The sequence below is a fragment of the Gordonia sp. NB41Y genome (assembly GCF_030718915.1).
Classification (GTDB): Bacteria; Actinomycetota; Actinomycetes; order Mycobacteriales; family Mycobacteriaceae; genus Gordonia; species Gordonia desulfuricans.
This window is the reverse complement of record NZ_CP132196.1, coordinates 5,055,792-5,074,006: the sequence shown is the minus strand read 5'-3', so window position 1 is coordinate 5,074,006 and position 18,215 is coordinate 5,055,792. Positions and strand designations below refer to the sequence as shown.

At 69.6% G+C, this 18,215-nt stretch carries 19 protein-coding genes; 4 read left to right on the top strand and 15 right to left on the bottom strand.

The window, feature by feature from the left end:
- Positions 1–96 precede the first annotated feature (96 nt).
- The 11 genes from Q9K23_RS22055 to Q9K23_RS22005 all read right to left on the bottom strand — a co-directional run bounded on the left by Q9K23_RS22055 (position 97) and on the right by Q9K23_RS22005 (position 12,172).
- A complete protein-coding gene (locus Q9K23_RS22055) occupies positions 97–963 on the bottom strand; it encodes a DegV family protein (protein ID WP_053776615.1) in 867 nt (288 codons plus the stop codon).
- A 29-nt stretch (positions 964–992) separates the two neighbouring features.
- Complete coding sequence (gene octT, locus Q9K23_RS22050; RefSeq protein ID WP_305950566.1) at positions 993–1,763, bottom strand: diglucosylglycerate octanoyltransferase; 771 nt, start codon at positions 1,761–1,763, stop codon at positions 993–995.
- Between the two features lie 32 nt (positions 1,764–1,795).
- A complete protein-coding gene (locus Q9K23_RS22045; RefSeq protein ID WP_053776616.1) occupies positions 1,796–2,509 on the bottom strand; it encodes a histidine phosphatase family protein in 714 nt (237 codons plus the stop codon).
- On the bottom strand, positions 2,506–2,883 hold the full coding sequence (rsfS, locus tag Q9K23_RS22040) for a ribosome silencing factor (RefSeq protein WP_020792627.1): 378 nt from the start codon (positions 2,881–2,883) through the stop codon (positions 2,506–2,508). Before rsfS ends, Q9K23_RS22045 begins: the two co-directional genes overlap by 4 nt.
- 25 nt (positions 2,884–2,908) lie before the next feature.
- Positions 2,909–3,601, bottom strand: a complete 693-nt coding sequence (nadD, locus tag Q9K23_RS22035) for a nicotinate-nucleotide adenylyltransferase (protein ID WP_053776617.1) — start codon at positions 3,599–3,601, stop codon at positions 2,909–2,911.
- Positions 3,602–3,649: 48 nt separating this feature from the next.
- A complete protein-coding gene (locus Q9K23_RS22030) occupies positions 3,650–5,086 on the bottom strand; it encodes a VWA domain-containing protein (protein WP_053776618.1) in 1,437 nt (478 codons plus the stop codon).
- Complete coding sequence (locus Q9K23_RS22025) at positions 5,083–6,018, bottom strand: MoxR family ATPase (RefSeq protein ID WP_053776619.1); 936 nt, start codon at positions 6,016–6,018, stop codon at positions 5,083–5,085. Before Q9K23_RS22025 ends, Q9K23_RS22030 begins: the two co-directional genes overlap by 4 nt.
- Complete coding sequence (locus tag Q9K23_RS22020; protein WP_053776620.1) at positions 6,018–7,304, bottom strand: glutamate-5-semialdehyde dehydrogenase; 1,287 nt, start codon at positions 7,302–7,304, stop codon at positions 6,018–6,020. The genes Q9K23_RS22025 and Q9K23_RS22020 overlap by 1 nt, the downstream gene beginning before the upstream one ends.
- A 136-nt stretch (positions 7,305–7,440) precedes the next feature.
- Positions 7,441–8,127 carry an HNH endonuclease family protein gene (locus Q9K23_RS22015; RefSeq protein ID WP_261977746.1) on the bottom strand — a complete coding sequence of 229 codons (687 nt, stop codon included), beginning with the start codon at positions 8,125–8,127 and terminating at the stop codon, positions 7,441–7,443.
- A 55-nt stretch (positions 8,128–8,182) separates the two neighbouring features.
- Positions 8,183–10,510, bottom strand: coding sequence for an ATP-dependent DNA helicase RecG (recG, locus tag Q9K23_RS22010; RefSeq protein ID WP_020791506.1), 2,328 nt, complete (start codon positions 10,508–10,510; stop codon positions 8,183–8,185).
- Positions 10,511–12,172 (bottom strand): DAK2 domain-containing protein, encoded by a 1,662-nt coding sequence (locus tag Q9K23_RS22005; RefSeq protein WP_053776621.1) that lies wholly within the window; start codon positions 12,170–12,172, stop codon positions 10,511–10,513. It abuts the gene before it with no gap.
- 294 nt (positions 12,173–12,466) lie between these two features.
- Here Q9K23_RS22005 and rpmB point away from each other — a divergent pair, with 294 nt between their 5' ends.
- Entirely contained in the window at positions 12,467–12,658 is a 192-nt protein-coding gene (gene rpmB, locus Q9K23_RS22000; protein ID WP_020792652.1) for a 50S ribosomal protein L28, read from the top strand.
- Between the two features lie 108 nt (positions 12,659–12,766).
- A complete protein-coding gene (locus Q9K23_RS21995) occupies positions 12,767–13,594 on the top strand; it encodes an enoyl-CoA hydratase-related protein (RefSeq protein ID WP_187343520.1) in 828 nt (275 codons plus the stop codon).
- A gap of 56 nt (positions 13,595–13,650) precedes the next feature.
- On the opposite strand, the gene Q9K23_RS21990 is transcribed toward Q9K23_RS21995, so the two are convergent.
- From Q9K23_RS21990 to Q9K23_RS21980, 3 genes are read right to left on the bottom strand one after another with little or no spacing between them, the layout of a single operon-like run.
- Positions 13,651–14,340 carry a uracil-DNA glycosylase gene (locus Q9K23_RS21990; protein ID WP_020791049.1) on the bottom strand — a complete coding sequence of 230 codons (690 nt, stop codon included), beginning with the start codon at positions 14,338–14,340 and terminating at the stop codon, positions 13,651–13,653.
- Complete coding sequence (locus tag Q9K23_RS21985) at positions 14,337–14,858, bottom strand: gamma carbonic anhydrase family protein (RefSeq protein ID WP_020791048.1); 522 nt, start codon at positions 14,856–14,858, stop codon at positions 14,337–14,339. The genes Q9K23_RS21990 and Q9K23_RS21985 overlap by 4 nt, the downstream gene beginning before the upstream one ends.
- Before the next feature lie 43 nt (positions 14,859–14,901).
- On the bottom strand, positions 14,902–15,951 hold the full coding sequence (locus Q9K23_RS21980) for a thiamine-phosphate kinase (RefSeq protein ID WP_305950281.1): 1,050 nt from the start codon (positions 15,949–15,951) through the stop codon (positions 14,902–14,904).
- A 186-nt stretch (positions 15,952–16,137) separates the two neighbouring features.
- On the opposite strand from Q9K23_RS21980, the gene Q9K23_RS21975 reads away from it, so the two are divergent.
- Complete coding sequence (locus Q9K23_RS21975; protein WP_053776623.1) at positions 16,138–16,383, top strand: Lrp/AsnC ligand binding domain-containing protein; 246 nt, start codon at positions 16,138–16,140, stop codon at positions 16,381–16,383.
- Positions 16,384–16,425: 42 nt separating this feature from the next.
- Positions 16,426–16,989: a DUF3515 domain-containing protein gene (locus Q9K23_RS21970; RefSeq protein WP_020790856.1), complete on the top strand. Its 564-nt coding sequence runs from the start codon at positions 16,426–16,428 to the stop codon at positions 16,987–16,989.
- A 51-nt stretch (positions 16,990–17,040) separates the two neighbouring features.
- Here Q9K23_RS21970 and Q9K23_RS21965 read toward each other — a convergent pair whose 3' ends face one another.
- Positions 17,041–18,048, bottom strand: a complete 1,008-nt coding sequence (locus Q9K23_RS21965; protein ID WP_059035038.1) for an NAD(P)H-dependent glycerol-3-phosphate dehydrogenase — start codon at positions 18,046–18,048, stop codon at positions 17,041–17,043.
- Positions 18,049–18,215: the final 167 nt, after the last annotated feature.

Sequence of the window (18,215 nt, the reverse complement as noted above, 5' to 3'; positions counted from 1 at the left end):
TACCGGTCAGTGGGATCGCACCGACCGCCCGCTCAGCATCCCGACCGGTCACCCATCCCGGCCACCCAGCGCCGGCGACCGTTCCGGGAGGAGCGACTACTCCGGGATGACGTCGGCGCCGGGGATCGAGTCGAGGTGTGTGGTGAGCGAGGCACCCACGGCCCCGGGACCGATGTGCGAGCCCAGGATCGGGCCGAGGTCGACGGTCAGCTGCGAGGTCACCACCCGCAGTTTCGACCGCAGTTCACCGGCGAGTTCGGTGGCCGCCTCGGGGGCCTGGCAATGCTGGATACCGAGGGTCACCGCCCGACCGTCGGCGAATTCCACGGCCGTCTCGACGAGCCGGGTGATCGCCTTGGAGAACGTGCGATGCCGGTCCCGGAGCACCAGCATGCCGTCGTCGAGGGCCAGGATCGGCTTGATCGACAATGCCGATCCGAGCAGTCGGCTGGCGGCGCTGATCCGTCCGCTGTTGCGGAGGTTGTCCAGCTGTTGCACCGCGATCAGCGACTCGATGGTCGCCGCCTGCCGGATCGCGGCCTCATAGGCACGGTCTCGGTCGGCGCCGGCCTCGGCGGCCTGGGCGGCGGCGATCGCGGCGAAGCCCACCGCCAGTCCCACCGACCGCGAATCCACCACCCGGATCAGTCCGGGGTACTTCTCGGCGGCCAGACGCGCGGCACTCCATGTCCCCGACAGCCGGCGCGACATCATCACCGCCACCACCCCGGCACCCTCGCTGGCCTCGACGGCCTCGCCGAAGACCTCACCGAGATCGTGGGGGTTGGCCCCCGACGTGGTGACGCCGGGACTGGTCAGCAGATCGTCGGGGATGTCGTCGACACCCTCGCGGTAGTCGACGCCGTCGAGCGACAGATGCAGCGGCACCACACCCATGCGGTAGTGCTCGACGATCCCCGCCGGAAGGCGCGAGGAGGAATCTGTGACGACGACGACAGGCACGTACCTACGTTAGCCGGTGCGGACCCGGCTCATGCGTGGGGCGTCGACACTCCGGTGGCCCGCGCGATCACCGGGGCCGCGGCCACCGCGATCTGCCGGTGACACTCGAAGCCCCAGTGGATGCCGTCGGGATTCATCTCCGACATCGGGTCGTCGAAGGCATCCCGCGTGATCGGGTACAGGTCGACAGTCGGTGCTCCCGCGGACTCCGCCCAGCGCAGCATCGCTGCAGTGGTCGGGATCCGGCCGCGATGCACATTCCCGTAGTAGGGGCTGCGATGTGTGGACGGCAGGACCACCACGATCGGCAGGTCCGGCCGCAACTGTCGCAGTGCCCCACCGATTTTCGCGAGATACTCGGCGGTCACGCGCGGCGGCAGCGCCATCGGCCAGCCGAGGTGGGCGGCCCGGGGCTGCACCCACTGGTATCCGTCGCGCACGATCTGCCGCAGCCGCGACGGACGCAGATACCGGATCTGTTCGCGGACCGCGGTCGGCAGCGGCGACGGCAACGAGTCCATCCCGCCGACGGCGAGCACCACCACCGACGCGGTCGGTACCGACGCCCAGATGTTGGGGTCCTGGGTCAGCGCCCACCACACGTCACGCGAGGTCCAGCCGACCCGCCCGAACAGCTTCACCCGCATACCGAGTTCGTCGCCGACGAGGTTCGGCCAGATCCGCGGGTCGTCGGCGGGCAGCCCGCCCTTGGGTCCGTAGTAGCTCAGCGAGTCGGTCAGCACGAGGATCTCCCCGGCCGGGGCCTGCGCGTCGCCCGAATCCGGATTCCCCTGCTGCAGGTGCTCCGGTCCGGGGCCCGCGGGTGTCGTGGTCACTGGATCGCGGCGTCGGAGCTCTCCGCCGACGCATTCCAGACGTCCAGCCGCCAGTGCGGCCGGGCGTCGGCGACGCCGTGCCCGGACAGCTGCACCCAGCTGGTGTTGGCGAGTCCACCGAACACCGGCCACTTCTCCACCGGCAGGTCCAGCAGCGCGGCGGTCAGCGCGGCGATCACCCCGCCGTGGGCGACCAGCACCACCGGCGCCTCCGGGGTGTCACCGGTACCCCACCCGGGGACACCGGCGACCAGTTCGTCGATCAGCGGGGTGACGCGGGCGGCCACGTCCACACGGCTCTCGCCGCCCGGCGGACGCCAGGTCGCGTCGTCGCGCCACGTGCCGCGGGCGCCGGGCATCGCCACGTCGACCTCGGTGTGGGTCATGCCCTGCCACTGCCCGAGATGGGTCTCCCGCAGCCGCACATCGGTGTCGACGTCGAGTCCGGTCGCCACCGACAGCGCCTCGGCGGTGTCGCGGGCCCGGCGCAGATCCGACGAACGGATCAGGATCGGATTCTTCTCGGCGAGTGCGGTCGCAGCCGTCTTCGCCTGCTGCACACCGAGTTCGGACAGATCGGTGTCGAGTTGTCCCTGCATCCGGCCGCCGGCGTTGTAGCCGGTCTGGCCGTGGCGCAACAGGATCAGACGCCGCACCACCGGGGTGAGGCGCTCGACGGAGGTGTCACTCTGATCGGGGCCGCCGCTCACGCGGAGCCCCCGGATCGGCCGTCACCGAGCTCCACCGTCGGGCAGTCCTTCCACAGGCTCTCCAGCGCGTAGTAGGAGCGCTCGTCGCTGTGCTGGATGTGCACGACGATGTCGATGTAGTCCAGCAGCGTCCAGCGGCCCTCACGGGTGCCTTCGCGGCGCACCGGCTTGTACCCGGCGTCACGCATCTTGTCCTCGATCTCGTCGGTGATCGCGTTGACCTGACGCTCGTTGTCGGCGGATGCGATGACGAACAGGTCGGTGATCACCAACTGCTCGGACACGTCGATGACGGTGACGTCGACTCCGAGCTTGTCCTCGGCGGCCGCCGCGGCGACCGTCGCCATCTCCAATGCCTCGGGTGATGCAGTCACACGATTCCTTCCATCGGTGGAGCGCTCACGGCGCCGACACCCTCGACGAGTTGTTTCGCAGCGGACGATACAGCCTGCGCTTGGCGATGTACTGAACGACTCCGTCGGGCACCAGGTACCAGACCGGTCGGCCCTGGGCGGCGCGCTCCCGACATTCGGTGGAGGAGATGGCCAGTGCGGGGATCTCCAGCATCTGCAGGGTCTCCGGCGGCAGCTTCTCCAGATGCTGTGACAGATGACTCGCCGACAGCTCGTAGCCGGGCCGGCTCACGCCGACGAAGTTCGCGAGGTCGAACAGTTCTTCCCAGTTCTGCCACGACAGGATCGACTCGAGGGCGTCGGCGCCGGTGATGAAGAACAGCTGGGCGTCGGGCAGGATGGCGTGCAGGTCACGCAGCGTGTCGACGGTGTAGGTGTCGCCCTCGCGGTCGATGTCGACGCGACTGACCGAGAACCGCGGATTCGACGCGGTGGCGATCACGGTCATCAGATAGCGGTCCTCGGCGGGGCTGACGTGTTTGGCGGCGTGTGAGCCGTCGGTCTCGTCGGTTTCCCCCACCTTCTGCCAGGGCCGGCCGGTGGGGACGAAGATCACCTCGTGCAGGGAGAACCGGTGGGCGACCTCGCTGGCGGCCACCAGGTGACCGTTGTGGATCGGGTCGAAGGTGCCACCCATGACTCCGATGCGACGACGCACGGGGGGACGCTCGGCAGACATGAAGGGAAAGTCTATCGGGTCACGATTCGGCGCGACGGTCGGCTCGGCTCACACCGGCAACAGGTCGGCGATGACCTTGCCCAGCTGCTGTGCGTTGCGGCACTCGAACATGTCGATCACCTCGCCGTACACGTCGGCCGCGGAATCACCGGTCCCCCAGTCCCGGCCGGCCTCCGGGTTGAGCCAGTACGAATGACGCACCCGCTCCACCAGGTCGCGCAGGATCTCGACGTTGGGATCGTGGTAGTTGTTGCGGGCGTCACCGAGGATCAGCAACGCCCCGCGGTGGGTGAGCGAGTCCGCGTAGTTCTCGACGAATCCGCGCAACATGTGGCTGTAGTCGGAATGGCCGTCGCGCGTGACGATCCGGGCGGTGGTGATCATCTCGTGCATGGCCGCCTTGGCGTCCACGCCGAAGCCCGCCTTGTCGCCGGTGGACGGGTCGAACATCTCGGTCACCTCGTCGACGGTGTCGACGAAGGCGAACACCCGCACCTTCGAGAACTGTTGGCGCAGTGCGTACACCAGATTCAGGGTGAACTGGGAGAACCCGGCCACCGATCCGGACACGTCGCAGATGACGATCAGCTCGGGCCGTCCGGGCCGGGGTTTGCGGTGTTTGAGTTCGATCGGCACACCGCCGGTCGACATCGACGCCCGCAGGGTCTGGCGCACGTCCACCGCCCCGCGGTGGGCGCGGCGACGCCGGACCTCCAGCCGCGAGGCCAGCAACCGGGCCAGCGGATCGATGGTGCGCCGCAGCTCCGCCTGCTGTTTGGCGCCGGCGGACAGGAAGTTGATGTGTTCGGGCAGCGTCGGGACCGCATACTCGCCGACGCGCTCCCGGCCGTTGCGTTCGGCCATCCGGCGCTGGGTCTCGCGTTCGACGGCCGCGCGGACCTGATTGGCCTTCTCGCGGGCGGCACGGCGGGTCACCGGGTCGGTACCGGCGCCGAGGTCGGTGGGGTCACCGCCGGCCATCGCCGCGGCGATCCGCGCGATCAGCGTCTGCGGGTCGATCGCCGAGAGCGCCTGATACGCCGAGTACGCCTGCCCTCGTGCGGAGTCGTAGCGGCCGAGTTCCTCGACGATCTGGGCGACCATCGCCCCGAGCCGGCCGTCGGCCTCGGCGGTGGGATCGGCCAGCATCTGGGCCAGCATGTCCCGGGCCGCCGGCACGTCGATCTCACCGTCGTCGGTGCGCGGCAGTTCGTCGTCGGCGGTGCGGGCACCCGGCGCCGCCGGGAACCACAGGTCGAAGAGCCGGTCGAAGGCCGGGCGATGCAGGTGGTCGTCGAGCAGGGTGGTCGCCAGACCCTCGCGCAGGCTGGTGCGGTCGAGCAGGTCGAGAACCCCCACCGCCCGGGCCGCATCGATCAGCGCCGACGGTCCCACCACCATGCCGCGGCGACGCATCTCGTCGACGAAGTCGGTGAGGTGGGCGACGAACGGTGCGGTCTGCACCGCCTGCGCGGGGCCGGTCATCCGCGGAGTTTGAGTTCTTTGATCGCGGTGGTCAGGTCGGGCCGATGCTTGAGCACCACCCCGAGTGTGCGGGCGATCAGCCCGTCGTCGAGGCCGCGGCCGGACTTGCCGGTGGTCTCCTCGCCGACGCCGAGCGCGAGCAGCGTGTTGGCCCAGTCGATGGTCTCGGCGACCGACGGCTTCTTCCGGATGTCCAGGGTGCGCAGCACGCCCACCACCCGAACCAGTTCGTCGGCAAGCGAATCCGAGAGCTCCGGCACACGCGAGGCGAGGATCTCCTTCTCGCGCTGCGCATCCGGGAAGTCGATGTAGAGATAGAGGCAGCGGCGTTTGAGTGCCTCGGACAGTTCGCGCGTCGCATTGGAGGTGAGCAGCACGATCGGACGGCGCTGCGCCACCACCGTTCCCATCTCCGGGATCGTCACCGCGAAGTCGCTGAGCACCTCCAGCAGCAGGCCCTCCATGTCGACGTCGGCCTTGTCGATCTCATCGATCAGCAGCACCGTGGCTCCCGGCCGGGAGATCGCGGTGAGCAGCGGTCGCGGCAGCAGGAACTCCGACGAGAAGATGTCGGTCTTGGCGTCGGCCCAGTCGCGGGTGCCGGTGGCCTGGATGTGCAGGATCTGCTTGGCGTGATTCCACTCGTAGAGTGCGCGTGCCTCGTCGATGCCCTCGTAGCACTGCAGGCGGACGAGTTCGGCGTCGGTGGCGGCGGCGATCGCCTTGGCCAGTTCGGTCTTGCCCACACCGGCCGGCCCCTCCACCAGCAGCGGTTTGCCGAGGCGGTCGGCCAGGAAGGTGGAGGTGGCGGTGGCGTCGTCGGCCAGATAGCCGGTCTCGCGCAACCGCGAGACCACCTCGGGCACAGCGTCGAACGAGGGCACGACCGGAGCGTTTCCGGGCACGGCGGACGCCGTGGTCTGCTCCGACATCACGCCGGCCGAATCTGGCCGTCGCCCCACACAACCCACTTGGTGGAGGTCAGTTCGGGCAGCCCCATCGGTCCGCGGGCGTGCAGCTTCTGGGTGGAGATACCGATCTCGGCACCGAACCCGAACTGCTCGCCGTCGGTGAAGGCGGTGGAGGCGTTGACCATCACCGCGGCGGCGTCGACCCGCTCGGTGAACTCGGTGGCGGCGGCGAGATCGGTGGTGATGATCGCCTCGGTGTGCCCGGTGCCCCACTGGTCGATGTGCGCGACGGCGGCGTCGAGGTCGTCGACCACCTTCATCGCGATGTCCAGCGACAGGTATTCGTCGGCCCAGTCGGCCTCGGTGGCCGGTTCCATACCCGGTTCGTCGCCGTGGATCACCACCCCCTGCGACTGCAGGGCCTGGGCGATCTTCGGCAGTGCGTCGGCGGCGATCTTCTTGTCGACGAGCACCGTCTCGGCGGTGTTGCACACACTGGGCCGGCGGGTCTTGGAGTTGAGCACCACGCGGGTGGCGAGGTCGACGTCGGCGGCGGCGTGCACGTAGACGTGGCAGTTGCCGGTGCCGGTCTCGATGGTGGGCACGGTGGCGTTGGTGACCACGGCGTTGATCAGGCCGGCACCGCCACGCGGGATCACCACGTCGACGAGTCCGCGGGCGCGGATCAGCGCGGTGACCGACGAGCGGTCCTCGCTGGGCAGCAGGGCCACGGCGTCTGCGGTGACCCCCTTGTCGCTCAGGGTCTCCCGCAGGATTCGCACCAGTTCGGCGTTCGACGACGCCGCCGACGACGAGCCGCGCAGCAGCACCGCGTTACCCGACTTGAACGCGATCCCGAAGGCGTCGACGGTGACATTGGGCCGGGCCTCGTAGACGATGCCGACCACGCCGAGCGGCACCCGCTGCTGTCGCAGCCGCAGACCGTTGGGCAGCGTCTTTCCGGCGATGACCGCACCGATCGGATCGTCGAGGGCGGCGACCTGGCGCAGACCGTTGGCGATCCCGGTGACCCGGGCCCCGGTCAGGCGCAGACGGTCGAGCAGCGACTCCTCGATCCCGGCCGCCTCGGCGCGGGCGATGTCGTCGGCGTTGGCCGCGAGCACCGACTCCGAGGCCGCCTCGATCGCATCGGCCGCGGCGAGCAGCACGTCGTTCTTGGTGGCGGTGGTCAGCTGCGCCAGCGACCGCGAGGCCGCCTTCGCAGACCGGGCCAGGCCGGTGACGACCTGCTCGACGTCGGCGTGACCCGATGCCGGATCGGCCGGGGACACAGTGGGTGCGCTCATGGATTCCTCGATGTCGCCTGCTCGGTTATGTCGACCACCAGAGTACGTGTGCTCGATCACGCCACGCCTCCCGGGGATCGGCCGTGCGCGCACCGGTCGCGCACAGATCGCACCGCCGGACGGGAAGGCGACGGACTCAGCATCGGGCCAGCACATCGTCGAGCACCTCCCGCGAATCGGCGTCCACCGCGAGCCCATAGGCGGCGACCACCGTGACGAACTGGATGGCGTAGCGGCACCGGAACGCCGCGAGCGGCGGCATCCACCGGCCCGGCGGGGCGTCGCTCTTGGCCTGGTTCGACGCGGCGTCGACGGCGATCAGGTTGGCCGGGTCGTTGGCGAGGTCGGCCCGGCGATCGGCCGGCCACGCCCAGGCACCCATGTCCCAGGCGAGGGCCAGCGCGACGATGTGGTCGATCTGGACCGCACCGGCGGTACGGCCGCGCCGGAACACGATCCACTCGCCGGTGTACGGACTGCGCAACCGCCCTGTGAGCACCGCACGCCCGCAGGTGTCGACCGGTCCGGTATGCACCTCCACGAGGTCGCGGCCGAGGATGTCGTTGCGGGTGTCACAGCCGTTGCCGCCACCGGCCACCGACACCGCATCGGTCCACGCCGAGCCGAACGCCGAGCGTTGATAGTCGTTGCGGTGCAGCCGATGTGGGGCCACATCCACCGCCGCCAGCAACTGCCGGGCCTGCTGCGCCGCGGCGTGGACGTGCGGGTCGGCCGGCGGCCGGTCACGCCGGACCACCACGGCCACCGCCACCGCGGTGGTCACGCACAGCAGCAGGATCAGCCAGCGCCGTACCGACCACACCACGCGATGGTCGGCGGCGGTCTGCCCGACCTGCAGCCCGCACCGGGCCAGGAGCCTACGACTTGTCCAGGTAACGGATCTTGTTCGGAGCCAGGACCGCATCCACCAGACCCGCCAGCGCAGGGCGTCCGAGGAGTTCGGCGTCACCGTCGACCACACCGCGGGCGAAGACCTGTGCGTCGGCGAGGATGTCGGCGTCGTCGAGGAGCGAGAGGAAGCGCAACGACGAGGTGCCGCCCGACTGGAGCGAACCCAGGACATCACCCTCCCTCCGCTGCTGTAGATCGATCCGGGCCAATTCGAATCCATCATTGGACGCAGCGACGGCCTTCAACCGTTCCAATGTCGGCGAACCATCTCGGGAACGGGTCATCAGCAGGCACAGTCCCGGGTGCCCGCCACGGCCGACACGGCCACGGAGCTGATGCAGCTGGCTCACCCCGAACCGCTCGGCGTCGACGATGATCATCATGGTGGCGTTGTGGACGTCCACACCCACCTCGATCACCGTGGTCGACACCAGGATGTCGATCTCCTCGCGGCCGAAGGCATCCATCACATCGGCCTTGTCCTCGGCCGGCATCCGCCCGTGCAGCATCGCGATCCGCGACCCGCCCAGCGGGCCGGCGAGCAGGTTCTCGTACTGGTCGAGCACCGACGTGGTCTCGACCTCCGCGACCTCCGGATCGTCGGACAGATCGGGCATGTCGAGCATCTCCGGGTCGTCGGCGCCGGACTTCTTGGCGCCCTTGCCCTTGCCCTTCTTGGGTTGCTCCTCGTCACCGATCCGTGAGCACACCACATAGATCTGGCGGCCGTCGGCGATCTCCTCGGCCACCCGCTCCCATGTCCGGTCCACCCATTTCTGGTTGGTCAGGGGCACCACGCTGGAGCTGATCGGCTGTCGTCCACGCGGTAGTTCGGCCAGTACCGAGGTGTCGAGGTCGCCGAAGGCGGTCATCGCGACCGTCCGCGGGATCGGGGTCGCGGTCATCACCAGCACATGCGGCACCACACCGTCACGGCCGCGACGGCGCAGCACATCGCGTTGCTCCACACCGAAGCGGTGCTGCTCGTCCACCACCACCATGCCGAGATCGAAGAACGACACGTTCTCCTCGAGCAGGGCGTGGGTGCCGATCACGATCCCGGCCTTGCCGGTCACCACGTCGAGCAGTGTCTCGCGCTTGTCCTTGGTGCGCATCGACCCGGTGAACAGTGCCACCGCGGTGGCACCGTCGGCCGCGCCGAGCTCCTCGGCCTTCCCCAGCTCGCCGAGCTGCGTGGTGATGGTCCGATAGTGCTGTGCGGCAAGCACTTCGGTGGGCGCCAGCAGAGCACACTGGTGGCCGTTGTCGACCACGCGGAGCATCGCGAGCAGGGAGACGAGGGTCTTGCCCGAACCCACCTCACCCTGCAGCAGACGGCTCATCGGCTCGGTGGTGGCCAGGTCGTCGGCGATCTCGGCGAGGACCGTCTCCTGTCCGTCGGTGAGGGTGAACGGCAGCTTCTCCCGCAGCCGGTCCTCCAGTCCGCCGGGCACATGCGGACAGGCCGGCCCCGACTGGCCGCGACCGGCCACCCGGCGCTGTGCGAGGACCAGCTGGATGGCCAGTGCCTCGTCGAATTTCATCCGCTCGCGGGCGGGCTCGATCTCCGACTCGCGCTCGGGCAGATGTACCGTCCGGATCGCGGTGTCGGCGTCCATCAGACCCCGTTCGGCGCGTTCGGCGTCGTCGAGTGGATCGGGGATGGTGTCGATCAGGTCGAGGACCCGCCGTACCGCCGACCAGATCTCCCACGTCTGACACGTGCGGTTGGCCGGGTACATCGGCAGGATCGGACGCTCGAACTGGGCCATCGGATTCGGGGCGGGGGCGTCGGCCTTGCTCGCATTGGCCCCGGTCAGCTCGAACTCCAGCGCATACATCTCGGCCATCATGGGTGAGCCGACGATCTTCTCGAGTTCGGCGTCCGGCTCGGGCAGCACCATCCACTGCGGGTGGGTCAGCTGCGGTGTGCCGCGGAACAGCTTGATCGCGCCGGCCATCATCACCCGGACCCCGGGTTTCAAGGCGTTCTGGATCGCCCAGGCGTTGAAGAACGACGCCTCGTAGACATGTTTCTCGTCGGAGACGGTGACCTTGAGGAACTTGCCGTGCCGCCGCTTCATCGGGATCATCTGGGACTTGCCGATCCGGCCGACGACGGTGATCCACTCACCTTCTTCGAGCTCCTGTCCGGCCGAGGCCTGACCACGGTGCAGGTAGCGTCGCGGGGCGTAGCGCAGCAGGTCGCCGACGGTGTGCACACCGAGTGTGCCCAGCCCTTCGGTCATCTTCGGCCCGAGGATCTCCTCGAGCGGGTCGGTCAGCGCGACCACCTATTCCACCCCCATCTGGATCAGGTCGTCGGACTGGCCTGTCGGATACACCGCGAGTTCGATACCCGCGAAATTGCGACGCATGTGGTCGGCGAGCGCCGTCAGCGCCGCCTCGTCCACGTCGGCTCCGGCGAGTACCGTCACCAGCTCGCCGCCGGTGGCGAGCATCAGGTCCACCAGCGCCGTGGCGGCCTGCGTCTGATCGTGGGCGATCACCAGCACATCCGATCCGATCAGACCGAGCACGTCACCCACCTCGCAGGTACCGGCGAGGGTCATCATCCGGGTGTCGGCGCGGCGCAACGCCCCCCACCGCGCACCGGCGGCGGCCTCGGCCATCGCATAGGCGTCGGCGTCGGCGGTCTCGGTGGGGTCGTGCACGGCCAGCGCGGCCAGACACTGGGTCATCGACATGGTCGGCAGCGTGATCACCGATCGCTGCGCCGACCGCACCTCGGCACCCACCGACACCAGGTCCTGGCTGGTCATGGTCCCGTTCGCCATCACGATCACATGGGCCGCATCGGTGTCGCGGATCGCCGCGGCCAGCTCCTCGGGCCGCAGTGACCCGTCGGCACGCACCACCGCCGCACCGGCGTCGGTGAACAGGCTCGCCGCACCCTCCCCGCGGACCACCGCCACCACGGCCCGTTTGTGCCGGGGCGGCGGTTCGGCGGTGTCGATCTGGGAGCGGATGGCGTCGAGCGCGAAACAGCTCACCCGGATGTCGGACATGTGGCCGGTGGCCAGGCCCGCCTCGATGGCCTTGCCCGGCTCGCAGGTGTGCACGTGCACCGAGAAGCGTTCTCCGTCACCGCCGGAGGAGTCGCCGACGATCACCACCGCATCACCCAGATCGTCGAGCGCGGCGCGCAGCCGGCCGATCCCCTCGCCGGCGGGGCCGTCGAGCAGGTACATCACCTCGAAGTCCATCTCCGACGACCCGCCACACGCGTCGTCGGGGTGCCCGGGCCGGCCACCCCCGGTGAGTGATCCCCGATACCGGCGGCGTCGGACCGCGACACCGGTGACCACCCCGACCATCGCGTCGAGCAGCACCAGGAAACCGCGGGCTCCCGCGTCGACCACCCCGGCCGAGGTGAGCTCGGGAAGCTGATCGGTGGTGTGCTCGAGCGCCTCGGCGCACTCGTCGGCGATCGCCCGGACGAGGTCGGTGGGGGCGTCGTCGGCGTGGGCCACCGCGGTCTCGGCGGCCACCCGGATCACGGTGAGCACCGTTCCCTCACGCGGTTCGCTGACGGCCCGGCGCGCGGCGAGTCCGGCCAGCCGGAGCCCCGCCACGGCCAGATAGGTCATGGTGAGGTCGTCGGGTCCGGCGACCGCCGCGGCGTCGGCGATCCCGACGAGCACCTGCGACAGGATGATCCCGGAGTTGCCCCGCGCCGAGGCCACCGCGCCGTCGGCCATGGCCCGCGCCACCGCGGCGACGTCGGCGTCGTCGGGCAGTGTGCGCACGGCGTCGGCGGCGGCACGCATGGTGAAGGCCATGTTGGAGCCGGTGTCGGAGTCGGGGATCGGGAAGACGTTCAGATCGTTGATCTCGCCCCGCAGTGCATCCAGACCGTCGGCGCTCGCCTGCGCCCAGTCCCGCAGCAGATTCGGATTGATCATCTGTGCCGGCCCGACGTCGAATGCAGCCATGCAACCTCCTCGGACACCGCGGTGACAATTGGGTTCGAGGCTACTCGGACATACCGACAGCACCGGCCCATGTCGACATCGTGTCCACCGGCGGGCACCATGATCTCCACACGCGCACCGCTCGCCGGCACCGGCTTCCCGGGGCGTCGGGGTGGATTCGGCCGGGGCGGATTTGGCCGAGGCGGGTGGCCCCCGCTATCCTTGCACGGTTGCCTTGCCGCGACCGTGGGCTTCATGCACCCGGCCGCACGGCGGGGCCAAATGTGAACCAACCCTCTATCCAAGGAGTTCGATATGGCTGCCGTCTGTGACGTCTGCGGCAAGGGTCCGGGCTTCGGCAAGTCCGTTTCGCACTCGCACCGCCGCACCAACCGTCGCTGGAATCCGAACATCCAGTCGGTCCGCGTCGAGGTCGCCCCGGGCAACCGGAAGCGCAAGAACGTGTGCACCTCCTGCCTCAAGGCCGGGAAGACCACGCTGGTCTGATCCCGACGCCCGTCAGGGCACCGGTCTTCACGAGCAAGACCCGACCCACCGAGCGAACGCTCGGCCCCAGGGTCGGGTCTTTTTCGTGTCGGCGATACAGTGACCCACATGACAGCGACCACGAACTCATCCACTCCGCCTCCCACCTCACCGGTGAGCATCTCCGGCGAGGTCCTGACCATCGCGGTGTCCTCCGCAGCGGCCGGGACCTCCCTCGACGACGTCGCGCTCGTCGAGGGCGCCCGTGTACTGAACGAGGTGGCCCGCGGTGAACACAACGTCGGCGCCATCGTGCTGACCGGCTCGGGACCGAACTTCTGCGCCGGCGGCAACGTCCGGGCGTTCGCCGGGGCCGAACACCGCCCCACCTATCTGCGCGAGATCGCCGACACCTTCCACACCTTCGTCAACGCGCTCGTCGGCGCCGACCGACCCGTCGTCGCGGCGGTGAAGGGCTGGGCCGCGGGTGCCGGGATGAGCCTGGTGCTGCACGCCGACGTCGCGATCGGTGGCGCGGGCACCAACCTGCGCCCGGCATACGGCGGCATCGGTCTCACCCCCGACGGCGGGATGACCTGGACCCTGCCGCGCATCGTCGGGGTGGCCCGCGCCCGCGACATCATCCTCACCAATCGCGTCGTGTCCGCCGACGACGCACTGGCGATGGGCATCCTGTCGCGTCTGGTCGACGACGCCGAGGTGGAGTCACAGGCTCAGGCGGTGGCCGCACAGCTCGCCGCCGGCCCGCGCGCGGCGTTCGTCGCCACCCGCCGGCTGCTGACCGACTCGGCCCAGCGGTCACTGCCCGAACAGCTCCTGGCCGAGGCGGCCTCCATCTCGACCCGCAGCGGCGAGCCCGAGGGCACCGAGGGCGTCGACGCCTTCATCGGCAAGCGCGCACCGGATTTCGCCGCGGCCCGCAACGCCGCACGGTGACGCCGACAGTCCTGTGACACCGACAGTCCCGTGACACCGGGCGCCTGCCGATCCGATCAGGACGGCAGGCGCCAGTCCACGGGTTCGCCGCCGAGATCCTCGAGCTCGGTGTTGGCCCGGCTGAACGGACGCGACCCGAAGAATCCGCGGCTCGCCGACAACGGCGACGGATGCGCGGAGACGATGGTCGGAACATCGGGCATCCACTGCGCCAGCCCTTGCGCATCACGGCCCCACAGGATCGCCACGAGCGGTTCGTCGCGGTCGACCAGTGCCTTGATCGCGCATTCGGTGACCTGCTCCCAGCCCTTGCCGCGATGCGACCCGGCCTCACCGGGTTGCACGGTCAGCACCCGGTTGAGCAGCAGCACACCGTTTTTCGCCCACGGGGTGAGATCACCGTTGGCCGGGCGCGGATATCCGAGATCCTCGCAGTACTCGGTGTAGATGTTGCCCAGGCTCCGCGGGATCGGTGAGACATCCGGCGCCACCGAGAAACTCAGGCCCACCGCATGACCCGGGGTCGGATACGGGTCCTGTCCGACGATCAGCACCCGGACGTCGTCGAACGGTTGGGTGAAGGCCCGCAACACATTCGCGCCGGCCGGCAGATAGCGCCGCCCGTCGGCGTTCTCGGCCCGCAGGAAGGCGCCCATCTCGGCGATCACGTCGGCGACCGGTTCGAGGGCTTGGGCCCACCCCGGATCGAGCAACTCCGACAACGGTTTGGGCGTGGTGGTACTCAATCGATCCTCCGCAATGATCCCCGGTAGTGCTGCGCATTCTGGAAGTACATCTCGATGTTGAGGTCGACGTGGTCCTCGGGCACCTCGAAGCCCTCGCGCACCCGGGCCGGAATCCCCAGCGCCATACGCCGAGCAGGGATCTCGGTGTCGAACGGGACCACCGCGCCTGCCCCGACGATCGCACCGGCACCGATCGTGGACCCGTTGAGCACCACCGAGCCCGACGCGATCAGACAGTTGTCGCCGATGGTCGCACCCTCGATGTGTGCATTGTGTCCGACGACGCACCGGGCGCCGATGATCGTCGGGTGGATCATGGTGCAGTGGATGATCGTGCCGTCCTGGATGTTGGTGCGCGCACCGACGCTGATGGTCCCGTAGTCACCGCGCAGCACCGCACCCGGCCACACCGACACCCCGTCGGCCAGCGTGACCGCGCCGATCACCGTCGCATCCGGGTGCACATAGACGTCCGCACCGAGTACGGGTTCTCGATCGTCGAGAGCGTAGATCGCCATGAAGGTGATCTAAGCAGGGTCGCCGCAGCGGACCGACGACCGGTCAGCCGAAGGCCTGCCAGCCGTGCAGTTCGGTGAGCGGTTCGCCGTCGACGACCACCGCGGCCGGCCCGGCCTCGACGGTCCCGATCGCGGTCCACCCGGCGGGTACCACACCCGGGGCGAACGAGCCGAGCAGTTGGTGATCCTCACCACCGGTGAGCACCCAGCGGCGGATGTCGGCGCCGAGCAGCGCGGCGGTACGGGTCACCGCGGCGGGACGCGGGACGGCGTCGGCACGCACGTTCACCGTGACCCCCGACGAACGGGCCAGGGTGACCAGTTCCTCGACGAGTCCGTCGGAGACGTCGGTCATCGCATGCGCCCCGGCGCGTCCGGCGATCATCCCCTGCAACAGGTCCGGTGTGGGCAGCAGGAAGGCCGCGGCCACCGCGGCGCGCGGATCGTCGTCGCGCCGCCACCGCTCGAGTGGGCCGGGCCCCGAGCGCGACAACACCGCGAGTCCGGCCGCCGCGGCGCCGAGCGGACCGCTGACCGCGAGCACGTCGCCCGGTCGGGCTCCCGACAGGGTCACCGGGGCGAGCCCGTCGAGGGCACCGACGACGGTGATCGAGACCACCACCTCGTCGGCCTGCACCAGATCGCCGCCCAGCACCCGCGCGCCGAGTTCGTGTGTGGCGCAGACGATCGCATCGTTGAGCCGCAACACCCAGCCCACCTCGGTGTGCGCCGGGCAGGCCAGCGACACCACCACCCCGACGGTCCGCCCGCCCATCGCGGCGATGTCGGCGGCACTCTGGATCACCGCCCGCGCACCGATCTGCTCCGGCGTCGACCAGTCCAGCCGGAAGTGCCTGTCCTGCACCACGGTGTCGGTGCTGATCACGGTGGGACCGACGTCGAAGACCGCGGCGTCGTCACCGGATCCGATGACGATGTCGCCGGTCGTCGGGGTGTCCTCGGCGGTCCCGGCGGGTCGTGCCGCCGCCGCACGGGTGAACATGGTGATGATCGCGCGTTCGCCGATCTCGCCGACGGTTCTCGTCGGGTCGAACGCATCCGATTCCGTTTCGCCGACGCCGTCGGACGGCACGTGGGCGCCCCCTCGATCTCTCCGCCGACTCGCCACTGCGGCTGTTGTCGGCAACAATGTGTCCCAGCAGTCTAGTGGTTGGGGTGTTCGTCCCCACCGGCCGAGCGCAGGTGAATACTTGCCGACGGTGGTAAGAACACTGTGGGATCGAACAGCCCCGATCCCCATGGTGCAGATACGGAGAGGATGCCCGTGGTTCAGGCCTACATACTGATCCAGACCGAGGTCGGGAGGGCGGCACTGGCCGCGGCGACCATCGCAGCGATCTCGGGGGTCGCCTCGTCCGAGGAGGTCAGTGGACCCTACGACGTGATCGTCCGGGTCGACGCCGCCGACGCCGCACATCTGAGCAACGACGTGGTCCCGCAGATCCAGAAGGTCGACGGCATCACCCGGACCCTGACCTGCCCGGTGGTCACCACCACCCGCTGACGTCCCGGACGACCTGCCCGCGCACTGCCCTAGGGTGAAGCCGTGAGTTCTGCTGATGACACACCCGACGACACGGACCAGACCCCGTCCCCCGATTCCCCGTCGGGTCCGCGGCTGAGCCCGGCACTGATCGCCACCCTGATCACCATCCCGGTGATGGTCATCGTCGGATTCATCACGTTCGCGGCGCTGAAGGCCGATCAGGACGAGTCGACGCCGGTCGACGGATATGCGGCGGCGTCGACGGTGGACGACCGGTGCGCACAGTTCCTCGCCGGCCTGCCCGGTTCGTTCGAGGGCTTCGGTTCCAAGAGTGTCGACGGCGACCGCGCGATCTGGTCGGCCGACGAGGGTGACCCGATCGTCGTGCGCTGCGGGGTGGACCGCCCGAGCGGCCTGGCCCCCGACAGTCGCCTGCAGGCGGTGAACAACGTGCAGTGGTTCATCACCGACACCGAGGAGGGACGCGGGCAGGCCTATGTCTGCGTCGATCACCGTCCGTATGTGGCGCTGTGGGTTCCGGTCTCGGCCGGCAACGCCTCGATCACCGCGGTGTCCACCGCGATCGGCAGCACGCTGTCCCCCGGCCCCCTCGACTTCGGCTAGCCGCCACCCCGGGGAGAGGCAATTGCGCCCTCACCCAAGGTGTCTCGCGGCTCAGTCGTGGTAGACCTCGGGTTTCGTGGAGCGGCCGAGCAGCGAGCTCACCGCGTCGGTCACCGACATCCCGTTGTGGCACACCCCGTGGACGGCGTCGGTGAGGGGCATGGACACCCCGTGCTTCTCGGCCAGCGCACGAACCGAGGTGCACGACTTGACGCCCTCGGCGACCTGACCGTTCGTGGCCGCCTGCGCCTCCTGCATGGTGGCGCCCTCCCCGAGCCGGGCACCGAAGGTCCGGTTGCGCGACAGCGGCGACGAGCAGGTGGCCACCAGATCGCCGATCCCGGCCAGCCCGGCGAGGGTCTGCATGTCGGCGCCCAGGGTGATGCCCAGGCGGATGGTCTCGGCGAGCCCGCGGGTGATGATCGTGGCGAGGGTGTTCTGACCGAACCCGACGCCGCCGGCCATCCCGCACGCCAGGGCGATCACGTTCTTCACCGCCCCGCCGATCTCACATCCCACGACGTCGGTGTTGGTGTACGGACGGAAGTAGGCGTTCTTGAACGCATCCTGCAGCGCCCGCGCGCGGGCGTCGTCGGGACAGGCGATCACCGTCGCCGCCGGCTGCTCCTCGGCGATCTCGCGGGCCAGGTTGGGTCCCGAGAGCACCGCGATCCGCTCCGATCCGACGCCGGTCACCTCGGCGATGACCTCACTCATCCGCATCAGGGAGCTGGTCTCGATACCCTTTGCCAGCGACACCAACGTCGCATCCGGGCGCAGATACGGCGTCCAGTCGGTCAGATTGGCACGCAACGACTGGGACGGCACCGCGCACACGACGATGTCGGCGTCGGGCAGGACCTCCGCGACATCGCTGGCCGCATGCAGCCCGGCGGGCAGCGTGATCCCGGACAGATAGTCGGTGTTGGTGTGTTCGGCGTCGATCTGCGCCGCCAGTTCCGGACGCCGCGCCCAGATCGTCGTCGGGGTCCCCGCGTCCACCAAGATCTTCGCGACCGCCGTCCCCCACGACCCGGCCCCCATCACCACAGCACGCACGTCCGCACCCTCCACGCATCGACAGTCACGAAACGACAGTGAGTCACACCCTAGTCCGCCGTCGCCACCCATCGACCGGGATTGCCCAGGTGCGGTGGATCGGCAGGTGCCCAGACCGCATCGTCGGATGCCGCTCGCGCTGCCGGCGACCCGCACGCCAGGGGCCG